The organism is Nitrosospira multiformis (assembly GCF_900110185.1).
Classification (GTDB): Bacteria; Pseudomonadota; Gammaproteobacteria; order Burkholderiales; family Nitrosomonadaceae; genus Nitrosospira; species Nitrosospira multiformis_A.
Genome location: NZ_FOCT01000005.1, coordinates 48,569 through 72,410, shown reverse-complemented (window position 1 = coordinate 72,410; position 23,842 = coordinate 48,569). Strand labels below are relative to the sequence as shown.

General features: G+C 53.8%; 19 protein-coding genes and 1 tRNA gene. 8 read left to right on the top strand and 12 right to left on the bottom strand.

From position 1 onward, the window contains the following. A partial coding sequence (locus BMY01_RS07150) for a non-ribosomal peptide synthetase (protein WP_175463225.1) occupies window positions 1-4,889 on the top strand: 4,889 nt, incomplete at its 5' end. A 101-nt stretch (window positions 4,890-4,990) separates the two neighbouring features. Then, a complete protein-coding gene (locus BMY01_RS07145) occupies window positions 4,991-6,175 on the top strand; it encodes a papain-like cysteine protease family protein (protein WP_074745694.1) in 1,185 nt (394 codons plus the stop codon). A 15-nt stretch (window positions 6,176-6,190) separates the two neighbouring features. On the opposite strand, the gene BMY01_RS07140 is transcribed toward BMY01_RS07145, so the two are convergent. The 4 genes from BMY01_RS07140 to BMY01_RS07125 all read right to left on the bottom strand — a co-directional run bounded on the left by BMY01_RS07140 (window position 6,191) and on the right by BMY01_RS07125 (window position 12,100). Continuing rightward, window positions 6,191-7,162, bottom strand: a complete 972-nt coding sequence (locus tag BMY01_RS07140; protein ID WP_074745693.1) for an alpha/beta hydrolase — start codon at window positions 7,160-7,162, stop codon at window positions 6,191-6,193. Between the two features lie 46 nt (window positions 7,163-7,208). Next, window positions 7,209-9,260 (bottom strand): TonB-dependent siderophore receptor, encoded by a 2,052-nt coding sequence (locus BMY01_RS07135; protein ID WP_254772665.1) that lies wholly within the window; start codon window positions 9,258-9,260, stop codon window positions 7,209-7,211. Window positions 9,261-9,687: 427 nt separating this feature from the next. Beyond that, the gene (locus BMY01_RS07130; RefSeq protein ID WP_074745689.1) at window positions 9,688-10,995 is read right to left on the bottom strand and encodes a lysine N(6)-hydroxylase/L-ornithine N(5)-oxygenase family protein; all 1,308 of its coding nucleotides are present in this window, start codon (window positions 10,993-10,995) and stop codon (window positions 9,688-9,690) included. Window positions 10,996-11,005: 10 nt separating this feature from the next. Next, window positions 11,006-12,100 carry a GNAT family N-acetyltransferase gene (locus BMY01_RS07125; protein ID WP_074745687.1) on the bottom strand — a complete coding sequence of 365 codons (1,095 nt, stop codon included), beginning with the start codon at window positions 12,098-12,100 and terminating at the stop codon, window positions 11,006-11,008. A gap of 490 nt (window positions 12,101-12,590) precedes the next feature. Between BMY01_RS07125 and BMY01_RS07120 the strand changes: the two genes are divergently transcribed. Beyond that, window positions 12,591-14,258: a cyclic peptide export ABC transporter gene (locus BMY01_RS07120; RefSeq protein WP_074745685.1), complete on the top strand. Its 1,668-nt coding sequence runs from the start codon at window positions 12,591-12,593 to the stop codon at window positions 14,256-14,258. A gap of 4 nt (window positions 14,259-14,262) precedes the next feature. Then, on the top strand, window positions 14,263-15,537 hold the full coding sequence (locus BMY01_RS07115) for a PepSY-associated TM helix domain-containing protein (RefSeq protein ID WP_254772650.1): 1,275 nt from the start codon (window positions 14,263-14,265) through the stop codon (window positions 15,535-15,537). Window positions 15,538-15,604: 67 nt separating this feature from the next. Here the strand turns inward: BMY01_RS07115 and BMY01_RS07110 are convergent, their stop codons facing one another. The 7 genes from BMY01_RS07110 to rplU all read right to left on the bottom strand — a co-directional run bounded on the left by BMY01_RS07110 (window position 15,605) and on the right by rplU (window position 19,485). After that, window positions 15,605-16,003, bottom strand: a complete 399-nt coding sequence (locus BMY01_RS07110; RefSeq protein ID WP_074745683.1) for a DCC1-like thiol-disulfide oxidoreductase family protein — start codon at window positions 16,001-16,003, stop codon at window positions 15,605-15,607. Beyond that, window positions 16,000-16,833, bottom strand: coding sequence for a hypothetical protein (locus tag BMY01_RS17750; RefSeq protein ID WP_074745681.1), 834 nt, complete (start codon window positions 16,831-16,833; stop codon window positions 16,000-16,002). The genes BMY01_RS07110 and BMY01_RS17750 overlap by 4 nt, the downstream gene beginning before the upstream one ends. Next, a complete protein-coding gene (locus BMY01_RS07100; RefSeq protein WP_074745679.1) occupies window positions 16,827-17,342 on the bottom strand; it encodes a hypothetical protein in 516 nt (171 codons plus the stop codon). Before BMY01_RS07100 ends, BMY01_RS17750 begins: the two co-directional genes overlap by 7 nt. A 12-nt stretch (window positions 17,343-17,354) precedes the next feature. Next, window positions 17,355-17,570, bottom strand: coding sequence for a hypothetical protein (locus BMY01_RS07095; protein WP_139176779.1), 216 nt, complete (start codon window positions 17,568-17,570; stop codon window positions 17,355-17,357). A gap of 195 nt (window positions 17,571-17,765) precedes the next feature. After that, window positions 17,766-18,830: an Obg family GTPase CgtA gene (gene cgtA / locus BMY01_RS07090; RefSeq protein ID WP_074745675.1), complete on the bottom strand. Its 1,065-nt coding sequence runs from the start codon at window positions 18,828-18,830 to the stop codon at window positions 17,766-17,768. Between the two features lie 73 nt (window positions 18,831-18,903). Beyond that, window positions 18,904-19,161: a 50S ribosomal protein L27 gene (gene rpmA, locus BMY01_RS07085; protein WP_011381133.1), complete on the bottom strand. Its 258-nt coding sequence runs from the start codon at window positions 19,159-19,161 to the stop codon at window positions 18,904-18,906. Window positions 19,162-19,173: 12 nt separating this feature from the next. Beyond that, a complete protein-coding gene (rplU, locus tag BMY01_RS07080) occupies window positions 19,174-19,485 on the bottom strand; it encodes a 50S ribosomal protein L21 (protein WP_074704290.1) in 312 nt (103 codons plus the stop codon). A 192-nt stretch (window positions 19,486-19,677) separates the two neighbouring features. Here rplU and ispB point away from each other — a divergent pair, with 192 nt between their 5' ends. From ispB to ampD, 4 genes are all read left to right on the top strand, one after another. Then, the gene (ispB, locus tag BMY01_RS07075) at window positions 19,678-20,646 is read left to right on the top strand and encodes an octaprenyl diphosphate synthase (RefSeq protein WP_074745673.1); all 969 of its coding nucleotides are present in this window, start codon (window positions 19,678-19,680) and stop codon (window positions 20,644-20,646) included. 158 nt (window positions 20,647-20,804) lie between these two features. After that, a tRNA-Pro gene (locus BMY01_RS07070) sits at window positions 20,805-20,881 on the top strand. Between the two features lie 335 nt (window positions 20,882-21,216). Next, window positions 21,217-21,459, top strand: a complete 243-nt coding sequence (locus BMY01_RS18605) for a PP0621 family protein (RefSeq protein ID WP_074745671.1) — start codon at window positions 21,217-21,219, stop codon at window positions 21,457-21,459. Window positions 21,460-21,530: 71 nt separating this feature from the next. Then, window positions 21,531-22,076, top strand: a complete 546-nt coding sequence (ampD, locus tag BMY01_RS07060) for a 1,6-anhydro-N-acetylmuramyl-L-alanine amidase AmpD (protein WP_074745669.1) — start codon at window positions 21,531-21,533, stop codon at window positions 22,074-22,076. A 62-nt stretch (window positions 22,077-22,138) separates the two neighbouring features. Here ampD and BMY01_RS07055 read toward each other — a convergent pair whose 3' ends face one another. Then, on the bottom strand, window positions 22,139-23,812 hold the full coding sequence (locus tag BMY01_RS07055; protein WP_074745991.1) for an ABC-F family ATPase: 1,674 nt from the start codon (window positions 23,810-23,812) through the stop codon (window positions 22,139-22,141). Window positions 23,813-23,842: the final 30 nt, after the last annotated feature.

Sequence of the window (23,842 nt, the reverse complement as noted above, 5' to 3'; positions counted from 1 at the left end):
CGCGCGGCTACCTCAACCGTGGAGGGTTGACGGCGGAGCGTTTCATAGCTGATCCCTTCAATGAGACAGGCGGGCGGCTCTACCGCACGGGGTATCTGGCAAGGTGGCGCTCGGACGGCCAGATCGAGTATCTGGGACGGCTGGATCATCAGGTCAAGATACGGGGATTCCGCATCGAGCTGGGTGAAATCGAAACGCAACTGCTGGCGCAGCCGGAAGTCAGGGAAGCGGTGGTGGTTGCCAGGGAAGGATCCAGTGCATCCAATCCAACAGGGGGAGCGCGGCTGATAGCCTATGTTTCTGCCCATGCAACAGCCGATTTGGACGCGGCACGACTGCGCGAAGCGCTTGCCAGGACCTTACCCGACTACATGCTGCCTTCAGCGATTGTAGTGCTTGAGACTCTGCCGCTCAATCCGAGCGGCAAGGTAGACCGCAAGGCCTTGCCTGAGCCGGAGTTTACCCATACGGAGCATTATGAGGCACCGCTGGGGGAAGCGGAAGAAGTTCTGGCGGGTATCTGGGGGCAGGTGCTGGGTGTGGCGCAAGTGGGGCGGCATGACAACTTCTTTGAGCTGGGGGGCGATTCCATACTCAGTCTCCAGATTGTCACGAGGGCACGCCGCGCCGGCTGGAAGATCACGCCACGCCAATTATTCGAACGGCAGTCCATCGCGTCACTGGCAGAAGTGGCTGAGACGATACAGGAACCCGTGGCAATCCTGCTCAAGCCGCAGCGGGGTTATCTGCATGACTATTTGAGTGCCGGAACGATTGCCGGTCTTGCGTTGGGTGAGGATGAAATTGAAGATGTTTATCCTTTGTCACCGACCCAGGAAGGAATGCTGTTCCATACCCTGGAAACGGTAGGGGACGGGACGGGGCTTTACGTAAACCAGCTCAGCGTTGAAGTGGAAGGTCTGGACCCGGAGCGCTTCACGCGGGCTTGGCGGGAAATGGTGGCTCGTCATCCGATATTGCGCACTGGTTTCCTGTGGCAAACGGGTCTCGAGCGCCCGCTGCAAATCGTATTCAGAAAGGTCGAGGTGCCGGTGATTCATCTCGACTGGCGTGGTCTGGATAAGATGTCTTCCCGTGTTACCGCTTATGCGGAAGAAGAGTTGAAACGGGAATTCGATTTTCTTGCGCCCCCCTTGGCGCGACTTGCTCTCATACGCTTGGCTGAAAATCGTTATCAGCTGATATGGACCCGCCATCACATACTGCTCGATGGCTGGGCTGATTCCCTGCTTATCAGCGAGTGGCTGCGCTGCTACGACGGGCAGGTGCTTTGCGACGTGGGGCCGGACTACGGTCATTACATACGGTGGTTCGCCCAACAGGACGCGGAGGCGACTCGACAATTCTGGCAGGCTGAGCTTCAGGCGATCGATGGGCCGACTTTGCTGCCGAAAACGGCAGGTAAGGCAAAGGGAACGAAGGGGTCGGAAGGTCGTGCAGGATTTGCTCAGATTTATACCCTCCTGGGTCAGAACGAAACGCGTCGGTTGAAGGCTTTCGCGCAACGACAGCAGATAACACTCAACACCTTCGTGCAGGCCGCGTGGGCCCTGCTTTTGCAGCGCTATACCGGCAAGGATACCGTTGTGTTCGGTGCGACGGTAGCAGGACGTCCCCACAGTCTCCTCAAATCGGACGAAATCATGGGAATGTTCATCAATACCATTCCGGTTCCAGTCGAGCACCGAAGTGAGCTGACCGTCGCAGAATATCTCGGCTTGCTGCAGAAAACGAATGCCAGACTGCGTGAGCATGAGCACGCATCGCTCGCCGAAATTCAGCGATGGGCCGGTTCACCGGGACAGCCTTTATTCGACAGCATTGTCGTATTCGAGAATTACCCGATAGACGAGGCGCTGCGCAGCAACGAACTTTATGGGCTTCGTTTCGGCGAAATAGAGGGCAAAGGGTTGACCGGATACGCAATGGATTTGCAGGTCGTGGTGGGCGATAGTTTGGAAATCGAATACTGCTACGGGTGCGGAGACTTTACGGAAACATTCGTGTTCGGTCTTCGTAGCCAAATGGAATTCCTGATGAGGGAGATGATGGCTCATCCGGAGTGGCGTGTAGGAGAGCTGGGATGGATGGAAAAAAGAGAGATTGGCCACCTCCTTTCCCTCGGATCCAATGCACAGTTGGAAACCTTGCCATCGCGGCTTTCGTGTCAGTTTGTGCACAACCTGATCGAGCAGAACGCGGAACAACACCCTGAAGCGATTGCACTGCTCATGGGTGAGCAGGAGCTATCCTATGGGGAGTTGAATGAGCGGGCAAACCGGCTGGCGCACCATCTCGCCAGTATGGGTGTGGGACCGGAAGTGAAAGTAGGAGTGGCGATGGAACGCTCGCTCGAAGTCATTGTCACGCTGTTGGGTGTGCTCAAGACTGGCGGAGCCTATGTACCACTCGACCCCGAATATCCGGTAGAGCGCCTGTCCTTCATGGTGAAGGACAGCGGCATGTCGCTCCTCTTGACGGAAGAAAAGTTGCTTGCCAAGCTCGGCAGCGGCTTTGGGGTGCAGGCGCTGTTGCTGGATTCACTGGATCTCACGGCCGAACCATGCTCTGACCCCGACATTCTCCTCCATGAGCATAATCTGGCATACATTATCTACACATCGGGCTCGACCGGGCTCCCGAAGGGAGTGGCGGTAGCGCACGGTCCACTGAGCATGCACTGCCGAGCGACGGCGGAAATTTACGGTATGACGCCGCACTCATGCGAGCTGCTCTTCATGTCATTCTCATTCGATGGGGCACATGAGCGCTGGCTGACCGCACTGACAGTCGGTGCCGGCTTGGCGGTGCGCGACCAGGAATTGTGGACCGCGGAGCAGACATACGACGCTTTGCACAGCTACGGCATTACCAATGCAGCATTTCCGCCCGCTTACCTGGGACAGGTTGCCGAATGGGCTGCGCCACGCAGCGATCCGCCGCCGGTAGAGCTTTATGTTTTCGGAGGCGAAGCCATGCCAAAGGCTTCCTATGACCTGGTGCGAAAGACCTTGCGGCCGCGCATTCTGATCAATGGTTACGGACCAACCGAGACGGTTGTTACTCCGTTGATCTGGAAGACGGAAGCGAGCAACAGTTTCGATTGTGCCTACGCACCTATTGGCAAACCCGTGGGAGAACGTACCGCGTACGTGCTTGACGTCGATATGCAGCCGGTACCTGTGGGCATGATTGGGGAATTGTATATTGGCGGCTATGGCCTTGCTCGCGGTTACCTGGGACGAGCGCCGTTGACAGCGGAGCGCTTTGTAGCCGATCCATTTGACGGGAATGGCGGGCGGCTCTATCGCACGGGTGATCTGGTGCGTTGGCGGGATGACGGTAATATCGAATATATCGGCCGTGCTGACCATCAAGTGAAGATTCGCGGGTTCCGGATCGAGCTGGGCGAAATCGAGGCATGCGTACGTGAGCTTACCGGACTGACCGATGTTGCAGTCATTGTTCGGGAAGGGGCGGGAGGACCGCAACTCGCCGCTTATGTCGTGCAGACTGAGATGACGGGGACGACTGCGCCAAGCCAGAAGGGGAAGGCGGGGTTGGGAAGCATGCTGAAGCAACAACTTGCCAAGCGGCTGCCAGAATACATGGTCCCCGCACACATCGCCATCCTGGATGAGCTGCCCCGGCTGCCTAGTGGCAAGCTTGACCGCAGTGCATTACCGGAACCGGATGCAGTGGCTAGCGATACTTATCGGGCGCCTTCCACCCCTGAGGCTCAGCTTCTCGCACAGATCTGGAAGGAAGTGCTCGGCGTGGAACGGGTAGGCGAGACGGACAACTTCTTCGCTCTCGGCGGAGATTCACTCTCCAGCCTGAAAATCATGGCCCGAATGCGCAACCTGCCCGGGTTGAAATTCGATTTCAAGCTGCGGGATCTGATGCAACGTCCAACCATTGCCGGTTTGCTCGGCCTGGACGTTGAAGCCCCTGACAAAACACAACCACTGCTGCTGTTAAACCAGCGCGACGAAAAAGCGCAACTCGAGCCATTATTCTGCATCCATGCCGGATTGGGAACAGTGTTCGACTACCAGCCGCTTGCCCGGCATCTACAGGGTAAGCGAACAGTCTATGGAATACCTTGCCGCATGCTCTCCGACCCCGAGCACCGCGATACTTCTCTCGGCAAGATGGCGGCAGATTATGTCCAAATCATTCGCCGGACACAGCCGGAGGGACCCTACCATCTGTCAGGCTGGTCCCTCGGTGGCACTCTTGCAGCCATGATAGCTGCGTTGCTGGAGACGGAGGAGCAGGAGGTGGCATTTCTGGGTCTCATCGATTCCTTCATTCCCGCCATAGACGAGCCCGAGCCCGATGACTGGCGCCAGGATTTTTCCGATTTTGTTTCCGTGGTGCTGCCCGGAGCGAAAATTGACGGTGCGGATGGAGTTTTTCCTGATGGAAATCAAAAGAGTCGACTGCAATCCTTGAAGCAGCCATCGGAAGAGACTTTGGCAGGTTTGCTGGATGAATTGATTTCCGGCATGCAGGCCTTGGAAGGTGTAGCTTCGCCTACGAAGGGGAAGTGGAGCGGGTATGCGGATCTGGGAGCAAGCGAACTTGCTCGTATTTTCGGTATTGCGCGGCACTTGAAAGCGCTTGCTGCCCAGGCGCCGGAATTAGGCTGCTTGAACATCCAGCCCACTTGCTGGTGGATTGCGACTCGCCCCTTGTCCGACCGGCTGGCTCTTTCAAGGCAAACAGGTCAGGCTGAATTGTCCGGAAACGAAATCGATACCGATCACTTTTCGATCATACGGGCAGAAGCATTGCTTGCCGGGATGGAAAGCACGCTTCGATCTGCTGGTGCCAGCACAGCAATTCCCTCGAAGGTTCTATAACCTTTGCGCCTTGTCTTCCAGTCTTTATCGGCTATAAAGAAATATTGGATTTGATATGAAAAGTGCTCGAAGTTAGATCGATAATCCAAAAGGAAAGAACAATGAACGTATCTGAATATGTTCGCGTTACCAGTCTTCCTTATAGCTCCCTCTCGCACGAACTCAACATTTGGGGCAAGCTTTTCTCATCGAAGCAGCTCGCATTCAACATGCAGATGCAGACCCAATCCAACTGGTGCTGGGCGGCAACTTCAACGAGCGTATCTCATTTCTATTGGTGGTGGAGTACGTGGACGCAATGCCGGGTCGCCAATGGAGAGCTTGATCATAGCGACTGTTGCGACACTCCCGTTCCCTCGGCATGTAATGTGCCCTGGTATCTCGACAAAGCCCTCACTCGTACCCACAATTTTGTCAGCATAATGGGCGGGCAAGCCAGTTTTCAGGCGGTGAAGAGTGAAATAGACGCTGGCAGACCCGTCGGGGCGAGGATCGGATGGAACGGCGGGGGCGGGCACTTCATGGTGATTTATGGTTATAGCCGTGTCCTCGATCAGGAGTATTTTGATATCGATGATCCGATATATGGAAAGAGCCATCTTGCTGTCTCCGATTTTGCCAGTAATTATCAAGGAAGCGGCACCTGGACACATACGTATTTCACCAAGAGCTCTTTCAAAATGCCAATAAAATACCTCATCCCGCTAGAGCCTATACTTCATCGTATATGGGAGGCTCGTTCACTGCTCCAGATAAAACAGGGAAAAATTCCGGCAACCGAATCCGCAGAATCGCGTGCATCTCGAGAAACGGAGGATGAGAAACGAACATCTCTGGGAATGGCTCAACGCGTATATTCCCTGGGGCTGGATTCATTGCTCGGTTCACGCCAGGGGGCTCCGGAACCCGTCGCCCTGCGGGTTTATGAAATTGTAGGAGACACTCCCCAGGCTTTTTACGATGTTACCGAGGAAGGTGAGTCCCGCGTGCTGCAAATGTCCGCGGCACAACGGCAACTGGATTTATTCTCGCAGGGCTTGGCCAAAGTCCTGGAGGCGGTGGGAGAAGCGGAGCAGGAGGCTGAACTTCGCGTATTTCGCGTGCCCGCCCTGAACTTCGAAGCGCTGTGGATCAGCTATGGAGACGAAGGCAGGGACTTGCTTGTTCCATTGCACACGGTAGGCCGTCTGGTGCAAAATGAGCCGCTGCCCATGCGTGATGCCCTGGAGGCGTTACGAGAGGCAGCACGGCCATTGGCAAACATGGATGACACGATGGGAGCGTGAAGGGTGCCATCCTGGCTAGGTTCGAGGCGCAGCAAAAGCTCTCTGTAATTGCTGCGCCACTTCTTCACGCACCTTGCTTGCGTCGTTGAGGATATTCGTCAGGCGCGCAAAGTCGTGCGTCATGCCCTCGTAAATTTTGAACTGAGTGGGAACGCCGGCATCTCTGAGCCTGTTGGCGTATTCAATTCCTTCATCCACGAGCGGATCGTATTCCGCCAAGGCGATGAATGCCGGAGCGAGACCGGTTAAGTCAGATGCTTCGAGCGGCGCAAAACGCCAGTCTGTCCGATCTCTTTCGCTGGTTAGGTAATTGCTGAACATCCATTGCAGCGTCGGGGCTTCGAGCAGGTATCCCTTCGCCAGGCGGCGGTGCGAATCAGTATCCTGCCACGCGCTTGTGCACGGGTAGAGCAACGCCTGGAATACCGGTTGTGGCCAACCCATTTCCCTGGCGGCGATAGTCAATCCGATGGCCAGCGTGCCCCCTGCGCTATCGCCTCCCACGGCTATGCGTTGGGGATCGATACCATGAGCGGGTCCGTTGGAAAGAAGCCATTGGTAGGCATCCTGCGCGTCATGCACCGCGGTGGGGAACGGATGCTCAGGCGCCAATCGGTAGCTGACGTTCAGCACGCAGCAGGGGGTCAGCGCAGCCAGGGTCCGGCATAGCGAGTCGTGGGAATCCAGACTACCGACACAATATCCGCCTCCATGAAAATACAGCAGCGCGGGTGCCGCCAGGCCGTTCAATGGCTCGTCCAGCAGAGGCGCATAGAGTCTTGCCGTTATCTCATTTCCATCCCGGCAAAGGATGCCGATTTCCTTGATGCTCGCGACCTCCATACCTGGGCTATCCAGAGCCAGGGTGGATATGTCGTATTGTTCACGTGCTTTCGCGGGCAGCAGTTCGTGCAAGGGAGGGGCACCATTGCTGATACCCGCTTCCACAAGTTCGAGAAATGCTGCAAGATCAGGATCAAGCGCCATGCGAGCGTCTCAGCTATCGTAGAGTAAGTTTCTCTGTACTGACATATTAAAACCTCAGTTTCAATGTCCCTATGACACTACGTCGCGTGCCGAGGAAGAAATTCCCGCCAGAGCTGGCCGAATAGTATTTTTCATCAAATATATTGTTGGCATTGATGAGGAACTGCCAGGGGCCGTGATCGTAGCGAAGCATCGCATCGAACAGGGTGAACGACGGCGTGACACTGGTATTTGCCTCGTCATTGAACACCCTCCCTACATAGCGCACGCCCCCCCCGAGAAAGAAGCCTCTTAACCAGCTAACATTCAGTGTGCCGAGGTTATAGTCGAGCCAGGCTGAGGTCGTCAGATTGGGTATGCGGACTGGCATGTTACCTTTAAAACCACTGGCGCTTTCTGTTACCTTGACGTCGTTATAAGTGAACGCGCCAATCAAATTCATTCCCCGGTAAATTTCCGTTCTTGCTTCCACTTCCGCGCCCCGAGAGCGAATCTCATCGGTTTCACTCAGAAGACCGCCTATACGAGGATCAGGAGTCAGAACATTGGTTTTGGTCAATTCGAACAACGCCGCCGTAATCAAATTCCTGGTGCCTGGAGGCTGATACTTGATGCCCACCTCATATTGAGATGCGCGCGTCGGTTCGAAAGGCCTGCTGTCAAAAAAATTTATTCCCGTTTGAGGCAGAAACGACTGCGAATAGCTTACATAAGGCGCGACGCCGCTGGAGAAAAGGTAGGTCAAGCCGGCCCTGCCCGTGTATGCCGAGTCCTTGTTCGAGAAATGTGGTGGCGAGAAAGCATTAATGTCATTTACGCTTGATACCCTGTCGTGACGGCCACTCAGAGTTAGGACCCACTGGTTGAACTTGATTTGATCCTGCACGTAAAAGCCGACCTGGTCTATCTTTTGAACGCCATCGAGGGCCAGTATATCTGGCATGGCGATGGGTTGGTTATATACGGGATTGAAAATATCGATGGAAGGAGTCGGAGTACTGGCCGCAAAAAATTTGAGGGTGGCCTGAACGCGGTTCCAGTCGATTCCGACTAAAACCGTATGATTCAGGGGCCCGGTATGAGCACGAGCTTCTACGTGTGTATCCAGCACGGTTTGATCCAACCGCTCCCGGGTAGCGATTGCATCGCGAAGCATGGTTCGCCCATCCGCAGCAAACCTGCTTCCTGTAGCAAAATCAAAGCCTGGATTGATGTCCCTGAATCTGCCATCCTGCCGCATAAAACGGAAGTTTTGCCGCGCCGTGAAGGTTTCATTGAAATGATGCTCAAGTTTGTAGCTGAAGGAGGCCTGATCCGTTGAATACCGGGTAAAGCTGGGGTCGCTTATAAGCGTATTGGTGGGACTACCATCGGGCGCTGCGGAATAAAATGCGGCCGCTTCGCTGCGGTTGTTCAGGATATCGCCAAAAAGCGTGATGGATGTCCTGTCGGTGGGACGCCAGGTCAGCGACGGCGCAATGTAAAAGCGCCTGATCTGGGCGCGGTCTCCGCCTGTATTCGGAAAGCGTACCTGAGTGTCCGTATCGAGCGCCGTGGTGACAAGCCGGAACATCAGTGTTCCATCCTCATTGGCCAGACCAAAATCCCCGGCGATTCGCTTGCGGTCGAAATTGCCGTACTGGAGCTCGATCTCACGGATAGGAGTGGCAGTGGGAAGCTTCGTAATGCGATTCACGATACCTCCTGCATCACCGCGCCCGAACATCACCGAGGTAGGGCCGCGCAATACGTCTACCCGCTCGAGGGAATAGGGATCGGTGATAAAAGCACCGAAAAAAAGCCCCGCTCCTTGCTGACTTAAGTTATCCCGGAAATTGGCGGTGGTCTGAACACTAAATCCACGCATGCCCAGATACTCGAACCCCGTTCCATTGAAACCGAACTGGTCGGCTACGACCCCTGGCACGTAGCGCAGCGCTTCGGTGAAATTGAGGTGTACACCGCGCATGTCCAGCTCGTTGCGATTGACAACTGAAATGGATTGAGGTACTTCAGTAATTGGTGTCTTGGTCTTGGTCGCCGTCATGCTGCTTTTAGCGACATATCCCTCCTGGACTCCTTTTTCCCGGATCACCATTGTTGGCAAGACTGTTTCAGACCGCTTGGCCGATTCGGTACCCTCCCCTGGCTGCGTACTATCCTGAGTCGGGGAGGTTTTCTCTTTTGAGGCTTTTTCCCCCGGTTTGGAAGATTCTGTAGCAGAGGACTCGGTATTACCTTCTGCCGCAAGAACATTCGTTTGAGACTTTTTGATTGATTCCGGGGAAGCCTCCTGTGCATGCACGTAGCCGGCTACCGAAAGGCTGAGGAGTGCGTACTGTACTGCGATTACAAGTCTAGTGCGTCGGGTAAGTGGAATAAGTGGACAGAGCCCTTTAATAGTTTTTGTATAGGCTTTCATTTTTAGCGTTGAAGTAGTTATAGTTAAAAAAAATTGTAGGTGGTGTAACGGCCGTTATTTAATCATATTGATGAGATTGAGAGGGATTTTCATTTGCAAAAACTTAGCGACTCGCCACTGCACGCACTGGGTTTTCCGCCTGCTTCGCAACCGGATCATTGACCATGCCCACGAGTGCCTGTCCAATTTCATTCGTGCGAACCGCTGTAACTGAAAGCAGCGTATCGCTCAATCCATGGGTTGATTCGCACGCTCCCTGAAGGAAGATGGCAGGCCGAAAATTCGGCGTACTTTTCAGCCGGTAATTACGGTCTACGCTGAAGTCATCCATGTAGGGTGAAAGGGGTTCCAACAAGGATTTGTGATAATTCCGTCCATAGCCGGTTGCAAGCACGACTGCATCGTAGACCGCACTGTATTCCCGCCCCGCATTCAAATCGCGCAGAAATAATTGAATGCCGCCTTCCGGCAAAGCACTGACGCTCGCGACTTCATGACGCCGCAGGAAGCGGTGGCGGGTATTGCCGGTAACTCTTTGCTGGTAGAACACATTGAAGATCTGTTCGATCAAAACCAGATCAGGTGCAGCGTAATTGGTATGCCAGAACTCCTCCAGGAGAGAAACCCGCTCGTGCTCTGAGCGACTGAAAACAAAGTCGGTGAAATCGGTATTGAAGATTTCGTTTACAAAGGGGCTATCGTCCGATGGCTTGATTGCGCGGGCACGCATGATCAGATCAACCTGCGGAGCATCCGGGCGGTTGTGCAGATCCATGAAAATTTCCGATGCGCTTTGACCTGCACCCACGACCGCTATTTTTTTCGCTTCCTTGTGCCGCTCGATCTCGCGGAGATAACTGTTCGAATGAAATATGCGTTTGTCGCCTTTCAGCGATTGGAAACATTCGGGGATGCTGGGAACACCGCCGACGCTGACAATTAGATTGCGAGCTAGCCGTTCCCGCACAGCTCCGGTGGAATCCAGCGAACGCACGCGCAGCAGCATCACTTCATCATTACGCTTCTCCGGCAGCACTTCCAGAACTTCTTCGCCGTAAGCACAGCGATCGTCGAAATGGGATGCGGCCCACGCAAGGTAATCGTTGAATTCGTGGCGGCTGGGGAAAAAGGTTTTGAGATTGATAAAGTCCTGCAGTCGCTGTTTTTGATGGAGATAGTTGATGAATGTAAAGTGACTGGAGGGATTCCGCAGAGTGGCAAGATCCTTCAGGAAGGAAATCTGCATATGCGCATTGTCCAGCATCATGTTTGGATGCCAGGCGAAACCCGGCTGTTTCTCGATAAAAAACGCGTCTATGTCGTATCCTTCCTGTTTCTTTTCCTCCAGGGTAATTGCAAGCGCAATGTTGGAGGGGCCAAAGCCGATACCGATCAGATCATATATTTGCATAGCAATATCCTCAGGATAAAGAAGATATGGAACAGGATGTTGCGATGACATCGCGTGGAACCCACAGTCGTTCTGCGAAGAAGCGTTCCCGCAACAACATGCCGAGCATGGCGCGTTTGTGGGGGAAATCGAATTCCTTGAGATTCGCATAGCCGCACCTGGCGAGATTGCGAATCATTTTGTAATTGTCCGTGCGAGGTTCTATGACGACCCGCTGTGTCCTGCAATCGTCGAGAAACAGGTAATGAGAGATCGATGGCAACCACGCTGTGACGAAGGGCTTGCCGCGAAAGCGGGCTTCACCGATCAGCACGTGCCAGCCCCGATCGAAGTCATCCACATCATAGAAGGGGGCAATACGGTCTTCTTTTGCCCAGTAAACTTCGAAATACCCGAAAGCCTCGTCATCGAGACTCGCAATGAGGGCTGTGACATGAGGGTCCGCAGAAATGGCTTGTAGGTAAGTCTGGTGTTTTGCCAAATCGCCTTCTTCCCGCCAGGATGCTGCTACTACGGGATCATTCATCCAGCGGTTGAAGCGTTCGAGGTCCCGGTGAAGGTCCACCGTGCGAAATGACAGGGTACGGCCGAGCCAATCGATATGGCGCTGGTATACGATGCCAGCCGGTTTGGGGGGGCGCAGCGGATGGCGACGCCCCTCGCTGAGTACATAGGTCACGGGGAAGGAATAGGGCTGAGGCGGCACCAGCCATATTCTCGGCTGTTGCCAGAAAAGCTCGATATCCACCGTGGTCTGACCGCTCTTGTCTCGAAGGAGGAGACCTGATCGAAGCAATTCTTCGGCCTGGTCGAAAGGAGCCAGGAGATTCAGTTTAGCTGCGATAGGAAAACTGACGAACGCAGCTTCAATTGCCGCCAATACTTCAACGAGCTTTGGTTTTTCAGCATCGGACCCCATCCATTCCAGAGTCAGCCCGTCAGCCTGTTGGCCCAGTTGCCACCGCGAATTTTCGACACCATTCACCGGTTGTAAAAGCAAGGTGTTGCCGTCGAGCGTAGCCGAATATGCAGTCCGATCGGGACGGCAAGTAATCGACGCGGCACGAGCCGAGAGATGCTTGCCTTGCTCGTGTAAATGTCCCATCTCGTTTTCCGGATAAGTATTGTGAGAACGTGCTGTCAGGCACGCTGTCGCTGTTATTCGTGTTCGCTGTATTTCGCGTTGTTATTCTGGTTAAAGACGAATGAGAAACATTATTTTTTACAATTGCTGCTGGCTCATTGTGATAGCGTGGACTTTGGGAGAAGTAGAGGGGAATTCTGTTCTGGAGGAAATGGGGGGATTAGAAGGGCTACGAGGATAACTGCCTAACGGATAACTACCCGGATAACTACCCGGATAACTACCCGGATAACTGCCTCAGCGGATAACGACAAACACTCTTTCTGCAATTGTCTTTCCAGGCCATGCAAGAGGAAATTGCCCTAAGGAGCGAAATTGCTCCAAGGAATGAAATGCCCGGAACCTGCTTTGGTGATTTGATGTGAACCGAGAGGGGATATGAATCGTTCAAGCGTAAATAATTGTAATTCTCATTCGTCTTCCCTCATATCCATTTCATTGCGGGACAGCCATGCTCAAGTATCTCATCAACCAATCCAGGGTATTATTGGCAGGCGCTTCATTGGTCACAGTATTCCATGGTGCTTGCAGCGTGTTGCTCATCGCGCAGATCAGTTCCGCCCTCACCGCGACCGAGAGCGAGCGCGGAACCCTGGCGCTCATTTTTATTGCCACTGCCGTTGCCGTGATGCTGAGTTATGTAAGCGCAGCGATCCTTTTCGAGCGCCTGGGGCAACGCGCGCATGCGGAATTGCGCAGTTTTGTCGCCAGAAAGGTGCTTGCCGCTGACTATCGTAATCTTGAAACGGTGGGGGCTGCCCGCATACAGTCGGCCCTCGCCGAGCATTGCACGCACGTTGCCGAATTCTTTGTGAGCTTTCCCGTCATCCTGATGAATGCCGTCATCGTCGCCGGATGCCTGCTTTATATGGCGTGGCTTTCATGGCAAGTATTCCTGCTCGCTATCCTTGTAGTTGGCCTGGGGTCTGTGGGATATCATCTTGCGCACCTGCGCGCAATACGCCATTTGAATATTGCGTCTGAAGAGCAGGATAGGTTATTTTCCTATTTTCGGTCCCTGACCGACGGGGCCAAGGAGCTTCGTCTCAATAACCGGAAGCGGAAGGCATTTTATGAAGATGTGCTGTCGAGCTCGATCGAAACCGTGCGCCGCGAAAGGACATTTGGAATGTCCGTCTTCGTCGCTTCCGGGGGGTGGGCCCAATTCCTGCTCTATGTGTTTATCGGGATGGTACTATTCGCACTGGTGAGTGATGGTCCTGACCGGGCTCTGGTCATGACCGGCTACGCGCTGGTGTTCGTTTACATGGTCGGACCGCTCGAAGCGCTTCTGTTGAATATTCCCCGCGCTAATCTGGCCAAGGTTTCTGCGGAGCGAATCGAGGAAATAACTCGGGCGATGACGACACTGGAGATCGAGACCGATAATTCTTCTCTCCCCAGCTTGCAGTCCCTCGCACTCCAGGGCGTGTTGCACCGGTATTATCATGAACAGAGCGATGAATTGTTTACGCTCGGTCCCATAGATCTGGATTTCCGTCCCGGAGAGATTACTTTTCTGGTGGGAGGCAACGGCAGCGGCAAGACCACTTTGGCCAAATTGCTGGTTGGACTCTATCCGCCGGAGGAAGGCCAGATAGTTTTCAATGGGAAAGTGGTCGATGAAACAAACCGCGATTGCTACAGGCAGCTTTTTTCGACAGTTTTTTCGGATTTTCATCTTTTCGACCGCTTGCTTGAAACGAGCAGGGTTGATCTGGATAATGAAGGCAACCGGCTTTTAGCCAAACTGCATCTGCAAAACAAGGTTAAAGTACAGAATGGGGCTTTCACTACGCTTGCGCTTTCACAAGGACAGCGCAAACGTCTTGCTTTGGTGGTGGCCTATCTGGAAAATCGCCCGTTTTTTATATTTGACGAATGGGCGGCGGATCAGGATCCGGTATTCAAGGAGGTCTTTTACCGCGAACTCCTTCCGGAATTGCGCGGTATGGGCAAGGCCGTATTGGTGATATCGCACGATGACCGTTACTTTCATCTTGCGGACCGGTTGATACGTATGGAGAGCGGATGTCTGACGTTCAATGGTCGCCCATCGCTGAAAGATGCCCTGCACGCAACCGCGGCTCCGCCGCTGGTACTTAACGGTGTGACATGAAGCAATGAAACGAATGATCACGGTGCCCCCGGGCATCACCGAAGCACAAGATAGCCGGCGTGCGGAGAAACTTTCGATCGGGCGCAATTTTCTTGTGTTGACGCACCGCGGGGCGGGTCTTTTATTGGCTGTATTCCTTTTCGTATCCGGTCTTACCGGTGCTGTCATCTCCTGGGATCATGAACTGGATGAGTGGCTGAACCCTCAACTATACGAAACCGGGAGCGCTGCTGTCGTCCCGCAGTCTCCGCTGCTGCTGGCAGATAGACTGGAAGCAGCGAACCCTCGATTACTGATAACCTGGGTTCCGCTCTCGGTCGAGCCGGGGCATAACCTCGGTCTGGCAGTGAAGCCGCGTCTCGACACGGCTACAGGCAAGGCCTTCGAGTTGGATTTCAATCAGATATTCCTCGATCCAGCTAATGGAGAAGTGCGCGGCAAGCGCATGTGGGGGGAAATTTCACTCAACCGCGAGAATCTGCTGCCGTTTCTGTACAAGCTGCATTTCAGCATGCATATTCCCGATGGATTTGGAATCGAGTTGGGTATCCTGTTCATGGGCACACTCGCGATTATCTGGGCACTCGACTGCTTCATTGCCCTGTGGATTTCATTTCCCAAGGCGAGTGCATGGACCAAATCCTTTGCGTTTCGCTGGCGGCAGGGAGGAGCAAGGCTGAACTTCGATCTGCATCGATCGGGTGGAGTGTGGGTATGGGGATTCCTGCTGGTCCTGGCTGTGACTGCAGTGTCGATGAATCTCAACCAGCAGGTCATGCGGCCGTTGGTGTCGCTGTTTTCGACGCTGTCGCCCAGTCCCTTCACACGCACTCCCAATCCTCCCGACCAGCCTATCGAACCCGTGGTGGATCGGCAGACCATCCTGCAGCGTGCAATAACCGAAGCGGAAAAGCGCGAGTGGAGAACGCCTCCCGGGGGCATATTTTATGATCCCGAAGTGGGAGTTTATGGCGTCATCTTCTTCGAGCCAGGGAACGACCATGGCGATGCGGGGCTGGGGAATCCCTCGCTTTTCTTCGACGGCAAGGATGGAACATCCGTCGGAGCGAATGTGCCGGGTGAGGGCAGTGCGGGTGATATTTTCATGCAGGCTCAGTTTCCGCTGCATTCCGGTCGTATCGTCGGGCTTCCCGGGCGCATTTTCGTATCCCTCATGGGCCTGCTGGTGGCCATGCTGTCAGTTACGGGAGTGATCATCTGGCAGAAGAAGCGCTGGGCGCGAAAGAAAATGCTGATGAAGGGAGCAGGAGAGGTATAGCTGTATTGCACTGATTTTCGTCGTGTCCACACCTTTCTGATTTTTTCGGAAAAACCGGTCTTGACCATTATCGGTGCGGAATCATTTTTCTGCCCAGTAACGATAAGGCCATTCTGCGGCCGGTTGTGAGCACAGGATAAACCACCTCAGCAGCGTTTCTGTTGCGGAACAGGAATTTGTTCAGTCTCCCAAAAGGTCCCCTGTCAGCACCGAGTATGGAAAGAAGGTGCATCGCATTGGCTCCGTGGTAATAATGCCTCTGCCATATCACGACCATGCCTTCATTGATTTCCATGCCTTGGGCCCGCAACACTCGGACCAGATCAGGTCTTGTCCGGGCGTTGATGAGTTCTATCCAGCCTATATTCTTCCGTAAAGCGTAAAGCTTCACAAACGCCGCACAAAAAGGGCATTCTCCGTCATAAATGATGGAGAGGTGATTTGAATCACTCGCAGTCGCTGTCATACCCAGCCCATCCAGTTTCGGACCGCCGAATGGGCCAGCATGACAGCCGGATAAGTCGCGAGAAAAGGCCAGACGAACGCGTTCAATCCCATGAAGTAGGCATTGGAAAAATGAAAAAGGGCGAAGCAGCAAAGACTTGCAATCGCCACACCGGGGGGTGCCAATAGAACGAGTGGAAACAGCATTTCCGTCCCGATAGTCAGCCAGCATACGAACTTGCAGAAGGCGGGCCGCTCTGCGGCAAAACTCGCGGCAAGGGAGTGTCCGTATGTTCGAGTTTTCATCACACCGAGCAACGCATTTCCGTCTCGCCAGACCGGCGAAACAACCTTGGCGGCCCCAGCAACAAAATAGGCGAGGACCGCTTGACCGCTGATTGCAAAAACACCAGAGGCCGCCAGGTTCATGTCATCCAGCGCAAGGCCGGCGGAAATGATGGCAACACCTGCGGCAATGACCATTCCCATCTGATCCGAGCCATCCCCGCCGAACCACGTGCGGCGTGACATGTAGAAGCATGAAAGCAGAATGAGCAGGCTGCATGGCAAATCTGCAGGATTGGGGTAGGGGATCAGCAGCAGAAGCCCCGCGGCAATACGGCATACCAGGACAGCACTTACAGCGGATTCCGCGTGCACACGATGGCGAACGGATGGGGGGATTAAAAGATGCGGTCGCAGGCGCAGGATATTCCATGTGAGCAAGCCATCGGACCGGAACAGGTGAAGGTTGGCAAACCATTCCGCTGCGGAAAGCAGGGCCCATGCGGCCAATAGAGTCTTGGTGATGACAAGGCATAAGGCGATGTCCGCCATGCCCTCGGTTACCATCGGCTATGAAAACTGGAAAGGAATGAGCATTCCAGTTCCCGCTCCAGGTGCCCTGTAGACTCGATAATCGCGATTTGAAATTCGGCAGCGTCCGGCTCGGCCGGCACAGCATGGGCTGCGTAATGCAAGAGAAGGAGATAGGGGACAGTGAAAGGAAGTCCGGAGAGTCCCACATCGTCGCGTTTCAACAACAGCTTTATTGCCTGGATCGCATCAGTCAGAATCTTCGATGCGCGCTTCTGGGGATTCCACAAGTAAGCCAATTTCGGGCGCGCTGGATAAACAGGCACGCTTTTCCAGTCTGTCAGCCGCCCATCGCGGTAACGCTCCCTTATAACCAGGTGATAATCCCTGACTCCAGGATTAGGTGCAAAGAATGTCCAGCGCGGAATGATATGGAGTCCGTTAAACCGATTGATGACGGACTGGAAGCGCGAGTGTTGCGCCAATAATGTGATTACCAGCCAAAGAGTCACTACCGAATAAAGCAGGATAGAGACTAATGACATGGTGAGTTCATATCAGCTCAGGGCGTTCTCGCGAAGTTTCATGAGTACGCCCAGCGACAGACCCTCTCCCCCTGATAAGCCTGCGTTATCACCCGCTACAGCGGTGCCGGCATTACCAATGGGTATCACGATCTGCTCATATTTGTCGGACGTAGCGGATGTCATTCTTCTTGCTTCTATAACGGCATCCAGTCCCGCAAGTTCCACCTCGGCAAGTTTTGTCATCATTCCTCCACAGTCAAAAGATATTCTAAATTAATGTCGGTCCAGGAAAGCGCAGCAGGACTTTATCTGGAAATCTGATTAAGTGTAGTACAACTTGTGCGCCCTGTGCGCTGCTGTGAGCTCTGCTGCTGATAAAGGAATGAAAGGGAATGAAAGGGAGTCCCAACGGATGGCGTCTGTTAATGGACCCGGAGGGAATCAATCGGATGTATCGGGTTCCGCAAATTTTGCCACGTCCTGATTTTCGTCCATCGATTCCCCCTCCAGAAATTCCATGATCGCGTAGGTCAGTTCCTTGCAGCCATCCCCGGTTATGGCTGAAATGGCAAAGTTCTTGTCTTTCCAGCGAAGGCTGCGGATGAATTTCCTGCATATTTTTTCGCGCTCATTTTCCGGCAGCAGATCGACCTTGTTGAGCACCAGCCAGCGTGGCTTTCGATAGAGCGCTTCGTCATACTTCCTCAGTTCTTCGAGAATAGCTCTGGCCTCATGCGCCGGATCAACCGCTTCATCGAGCGGCGCAATATCGACGACATGCAGCAACAGGCGGGTGCGCGCAAGATGCTTCAGGAAGCGGTGTCCAAGTCCCGCGCCTTCCGCTGCGCCTTCGATCAGTCCCGGAATATCAGCCATTACGAAACTGCGGTTCTGATCCACGCGCACCACACCCAGAGCAGGGTGCATGGTGGTGAAAGGATAATCCGCTACTTTTGGGCGTGCCGCTGAAACTGCGCGAATCAGGGTCGATTTACCCGCGTTTGGCATGCCGAGCAGTCCCACGTCCGCGAGAACCTTGAGCTCCAGCTTGAGATTGACTTCCTCTCCCGGTTCACCCAGCGTGAATTGCCGAGGTGTGCGATTTGTGCTGGATTTGAAGTGCAGATTGCCCAGTCCCCCCGTGCCGCCTTTCGCCAGCAGGATTTTCTGATCATGCTGGACCAGGTCGGCTATCCGTTCTCCGGTAGCCTCGTTGGTGATAACGGTGCCAACGGGCATGCGCAACACAATATCCTCGGCGCTTTTTCCGTAACGATCCGAGCCTTGTCCGTTTTCGCCGTTTCTTGCGCGGTGGATGCGGGCAAACCGGTAATCCACCAAGGTATTGATGTTGCGGTCAGCCACCGCATAAATGCTGCCTCCGCGTCCGCCATCACCTCCGGACGGGCCCCCTTTGGGAATGTATTTTTCCCTGCGGAAAGCTGCGACGCCATCTCCACCTTTTCCAGCGATTACATGGATAATCGTTTCATCAATGTATTTCATAGAATCAACTTACCGTGATGCAAACAAAAAAGCCCTATCGGGCTGATAGGGCTTTCCTGAGAAGTAAAATAAATTAAGCCGGAATAATGCTTACTGTCTTGCGCTGTGGCAACCCTTTGACTGTGAAGTTTACCCTGCCGTCCACCTTCGCGAACAGTGTGTGATCTTTGCCCATTCCAACATTCTCGCCAGGGTGAACTCTTGTACCCCGCTGGCGGATGATGATACTGCCGGCCGGAATCAGCTCGCCGCCAAAGCGCTTCACGCCAAGGCGCTTGGAATTGGAGTCTCGCCCGTTACGGGAACTGCCGCCTGCTTTTTTATGTGCCATGCCAAACTCTCCTTATACCGAAATACCGGTAATCTGAATTTCGGTGTAGTTCTGCCGGTGCCCCTGCTGCTTCCGATAGTGTTTGCGCCGGCGCATTTTGAAAATGCGGACTTTGTCATGCCTGCCTTGTTCCAGTACGGTTGCTTTGACAGAAGCGCCGCTTACCAAGGGTTTCCCCAGCGAAATATTGTCGCCGTCAGCAACCATCAATACCTGGTCGATCAGAAGTTCGCTTCCGATTTCTGCTGGTACCTGTTCTATTTTGAGTTTTAACCCGTTTTCGACCCGGTACTGCTTCCCGCCGGTTTTTATGACTGCGTACATGATGAAATCCTGTTTATTGCGCCCGCCAGGGAGCCATGAAAAGAAGTAGACGCGGATTATACAGAGTCACCCACTTAAGGTAAAGGTCTGTTGTGGATGAGTTTTGTGTCCCGATCCGAGTTTTGCCTGTTTTCGAACTTGACACGTTGGTGGCGACATTTCTACCATGGCATCTTTTTTGCAGGAACCTCCGTGTCAATTGAACGTATCAGAAGCCTGATTGCCCCGGATATGGGCAGGGTGGATACCGTAATTCGTGAAAAACTCCATTCGGAGGTCGTGCTCATCCGGCAGGTAAGCGAATATATCATCAACAGCGGCGGGAAGCGTCTACGGCCCGCTTTGGTAATCCTGTCCGCCGGCGCGTTCGGTTATACCGGACAATACCATTACAATCTTGCTGCCATCGTGGAATTCATCCATACGGCAACCCTTCTGCATGACGACGTTGTGGACGCTTCCGAGCTGAGGCGAAGCAAGGCGACTGCAAATGCCCTGTTCGGAAATGCCGCCAGTGTATTGGTCGGGGATTTTCTATATTCCCGGGCATTCCAGATGATGGTCGAGGTGGACAATATGCAGGTCATGCGGGTATTGGCCGATGCAACCAACACGATTGCTGAAGGCGAAGTGTTGCAACTGCTCAATGTTCGTGATCCGGACGTTGATGAGGAAAATTACCTGCGCGTGATTCGCTATAAGACCGCGAAGCTGTTCGAAGCCGCAACGCGGCTCGGTGCGATCCTTGCTAATGCCACGCCAGCGGAGGAAGAGGCGATGGCCGTGTATGGCATGCATCTCGGCACCGCGTTCCAACTTACCGATGACATGCTGGATTATTCCGGAGATTATCAGGAAACCGGCAAGAATCTGGGTGACGATCTGGCAGAAGGCAAGCCCACTCTGCCGTTGATCTACGCCATGAAAACAGGATCGAGCGCTCAGGCGGAGATCATACGCAGCGCCATCGAGCAGGGAGGCGAGGGAGGGTTTCAGCCCGTGCTGGAAGTTATCCAGCAGACCGGCGCATTGGATTATGCCAAACAACGCGCGCAAGCCGAATCCGAGACCGCATCCAATATAATTTCCTCACTGCCGGATTCAGACTACAAGCAATGCCTGCTGGATCTGAGCACCTTTGCGGTGGCGAGAAATTATTAATAGTTTTATCTGACCTAATTCGCCTGCTTGGCAGAGGCGCGGTGGCGCTGTCACCGCGCTAATTTGGATTGCTCCGAAACCCCTTCCTGCGTACAATTGCAGCCCACGTGCCTGCCATGAATTGCTCCAGGCATCGCAAGTATCAAAATTGAATTTTTCGGGGTGTAGCTCAGCCTGGTAGAGTACTGCGTTCGGGACGCAGGAGTCGGAGGTTCGAATCCTCTCACCCCGACCATTCGGTTTGTTCACATTGGCGTTTTCGACTACTTTTATCCGGAAACGCTGTCATATGCAGAATATCTGCATCATTCATTCCTGATTGTATGCAAAGCGGGGCAGATTTGACCTCTCCACACCTCTACAAGTGCAGAGAGAACCAAGGAGAGAAGAAATAGGTCAATCGAGCCATTTGTGCCCCTCTTCCACAAATGGGAGGGGGTCAGGGGAGAGGGCGGATTCGGCGAATTTTAATCCCCCTCAAGCTTGCACACTATTGCATAAGCGGTAGAATGCCGTACATGTCATTTAACTGCTTGCCGCCGGTTTCGATACCGCAACGGAGATTCCACCTTGGGTAGAATCTTGTTCTTCGCCCTTATTGCCCTTCTTTTTTTATGGGTAATAAGGAGCTACCGTCGCGCTCTCAAAAAACGTGCGGAGATGCAAAAACAGCCTCAATCTCTCGAAGGTGAGGATATGGTCCGATGTGTTTACTGCGGCGTTCATTTACCCAGAAGCGAAAGCATCATTTCGGAAGGCAGGTTTTTCTGCAGCGATGAGCATCGGCGACTGCAGCTGCAATCTGAATCGTGAACCCGCCGGTACAAATGGGTTACAGCCGGCAAAATAACGCGACTGGCGCCGTCCGACAGGATGAGTGCCTCATGCAGGTCGAAGCAACGGGATGTGCGAACAGCATTCGCTTCATTGCTTCACCCAATTTCGACGAACGGCCGGTCGGGTGTGCGATTTCACTGCTCGTGATCCACAACATCAGCCTTCCCCCCGATCAGTTTGGGGGGGACGGTGTAGCCGAGTTATTCACCAACAAGCTTGATCCGGAAGCTCACCCCTACTACCGCACCATTCATGGTCTCAAGGTTTCGAGTCATTTTTACATTCGCCGGACAGGAGAGATCATTCAATTCGTTCCGTGCGAAAAACGCGCCTGGCATGCGGGGGAATCCTGCTGGCAGGGCAGGAGCCGGTGTAATGACTTTTCCATCGGTATCGAGCTCGAGGGCAGCGATTCGCAGCCTTTCACCGATTCTCAATACAGAATGCTGGTCGAGCTCACGCTGGAACTGCAAAAGGCGTATCCCATCGAGCACATTGCAGGGCATTCCGACATTGCCCCGGGTCGCAAGACCGACCCGGGCCCCTGTTTCGACTGGGAGCGTTACCGCACCGCCCTCGCTGCCCCGCGTTAAGCCTTATTTCGAGTCTTGCGCAGCCTCTCGGCTATAAACATCGGAAAAAAATCCCATCCGGGTCATCTGGATGAGGCGCGCGCTTTTTCCTTGGCTGCGGTAGAACTATTCCCGCGCGCATTCACGCCATCCGAAAAAATTCCCTGGCTTTGCAAATAGTCCTCGTAGTTCCCCTTGAAGTCGACGATCCTCTCTGGTTTCATTTCAACGATGCGTGTTGCGAGAGAGGATACAAATTCGCGGTCGTGGGAAACGAAAATCAGCGTGCCTGTATATTTTTCCAGCGCTGCATTAAGCGATTCGATGGATTCCATGTCGAGGTGGTTGGTGGGTTCGTCCATCAGCAATACATTGTTTCTTTGCAGCATAAGCTTGCCAAACAGCATACGCCCTTCCTCTCCGCCGGAAATGACGTTCACCGATTTTCTGACTTCATCGCCGGAAAACAGCAATCTTCCGAGCACACTCCGTATAGCCTGGTCATCATCGTGTTCGCGGCGCCACTGCGTCATCCATTCGGTAAGCGATATATCGTTGCCGAAGTCTGCGGCATGGTCCTGCGCAAAATAGCCAGGACGTGCTTTCTCCGCCCATTTGACTTCTCCCGCATCAGGCGGCAGATCGCCGGCAAGACAGCGCAGCAAGGTGGTTTTGCCAATTCCGTTCGGACCGATAATCGCAATTTTTTCGCCCGCTTCCACATTCATGCTGAATTTGTAGAACAGCGGTTTTTGCATTCCGGCAAAACCTTTGGTGATGCTTTGCACCGATACCGCCAGGCGGTGCAGCTTCTCGCGCTCATCCATGTCCAGCCGGATGTATGGATACTGTCGGCTTGAAGGTTTCACATCTTCCAGCTTTATTTTTTCGATCTGACGGGCACGGCTGGTTGCCTGCCGTGCCTTGGAAGCATTGGCGGAAAAACGGCTCACGAACGACTGCAATTCAGCAATCTGGGCTTTTTTCTTCGCGTTGTCGGCCAGCATGCGCTCTCGCACCTGGGTAGAGGCGAGCATGTAGTCATCGTAATTTCCCGGATAGATGCGGATTTCGCCATAATCCAGGTCAGCCATATGGGTACATACGCTGTTCAGAAAATGCCGATCATGCGAAATGATGACAATCGTGCTCCTGCTGGTGTTGATGACGTCTTCCAGCCAGCGGATGGTATTGATATCGAGATTATTGGTGGGCTCATCCAGGAGCAGGATATCCGGATCGGCAAACAATGCCTGGGCAAGCAGTATGCGCAGTTTGAAGCCGGGCGCCACGGCGCTCATCAACCCCTGATGTTGCGGCAGCGGTATGCCCACGCCGAGTAGCAGTTCTCCCGCGCGCGCTTCGGCGGAATAGCCATCCAGTTCGGCGAACCTTGCTTCCAGTTCCGCGGCGCGCATGTAGTCATCTTCCGTCGCATCGGGATTGGCATAAATTGCGTCGCGTTCTTCCTTTACGCGCCATAGTTCTTCATGCCCCATCATCACCGTATCGATTACGAGACAATTTTCGAAAGCGAACTGGTCCTGGCGCAATTTTCCCACGCGCTCCCCCGCATCGACACTGACATTGCCGGAAGTGGGCTCCAGATCGCCCCCCAGGATTTTCATGAAGGTCGATTTCCCACACCCATTGGCGCCGATCAAGCCGTAACGATTGCCATCTCCGAACTTAACCGAGACATTTTCGAACAGGGGTTTTGCCCCAAACTGCATGGTGATATTGGCTGTTGTAATCAATGTCTTTCCCTCTCTCTGTTCCCGGGAAGG

Bases quoted from the DNA above. Each gene is read 5' to 3' on its own strand.
- BMY01_RS07130 (WP_074745689.1), bottom strand. From the start codon at position 10,995: ATGCAAATATATGATCTGATCGGTATCGGCTTTGGCCCCTCCAACATT.
- BMY01_RS07100 (WP_074745679.1), bottom strand. From the start codon at position 17,342: ATGTCATTAGTCTCTATCCTGCTTTATTCGGTAGTGACTCTTTGGCTG.
- ampD (WP_074745669.1), top strand. From the start codon at position 21,531: ATGCAGGTCGAAGCAACGGGATGTGCGAACAGCATTCGCTTCATTGCT.
- BMY01_RS07145 (WP_074745694.1), top strand. From the start codon at position 4,991: ATGAACGTATCTGAATATGTTCGCGTTACCAGTCTTCCTTATAGCTCC.
- BMY01_RS07135 (WP_254772665.1), bottom strand. From the start codon at position 9,260: ATGGTGATCCGGGAAAAAGGAGTCCAGGAGGGATATGTCGCTAAAAGC.
- BMY01_RS07140 (WP_074745693.1), bottom strand. From the start codon at position 7,162: ATGGCGCTTGATCCTGATCTTGCAGCATTTCTCGAACTTGTGGAAGCG.
- rplU (WP_074704290.1), bottom strand. From the start codon at position 19,485: ATGTACGCAGTCATAAAAACCGGCGGGAAGCAGTACCGGGTCGAAAAC.
- BMY01_RS07110 (WP_074745683.1), bottom strand. From the start codon at position 16,003: ATGACAGCGACTGCGAGTGATTCAAATCACCTCTCCATCATTTATGAC.
- rpmA (WP_011381133.1), bottom strand. From the start codon at position 19,161: ATGGCACATAAAAAAGCAGGCGGCAGTTCCCGTAACGGGCGAGACTCC.
- BMY01_RS07120 (WP_074745685.1), top strand. From the start codon at position 12,591: ATGCTCAAGTATCTCATCAACCAATCCAGGGTATTATTGGCAGGCGCT.
- BMY01_RS07095 (WP_139176779.1), bottom strand. From the start codon at position 17,570: ATGATGACAAAACTTGCCGAGGTGGAACTTGCGGGACTGGATGCCGTT.
- BMY01_RS07125 (WP_074745687.1), bottom strand. From the start codon at position 12,100: ATGGGACATTTACACGAGCAAGGCAAGCATCTCTCGGCTCGTGCCGCG.
- BMY01_RS17750 (WP_074745681.1), bottom strand. From the start codon at position 16,833: ATGGTAACCGAGGGCATGGCGGACATCGCCTTATGCCTTGTCATCACC.
- BMY01_RS07115 (WP_254772650.1), top strand. From the start codon at position 14,263: ATGAAACGAATGATCACGGTGCCCCCGGGCATCACCGAAGCACAAGAT.
- cgtA (WP_074745675.1), bottom strand. From the start codon at position 18,830: ATGAAATACATTGATGAAACGATTATCCATGTAATCGCTGGAAAAGGT.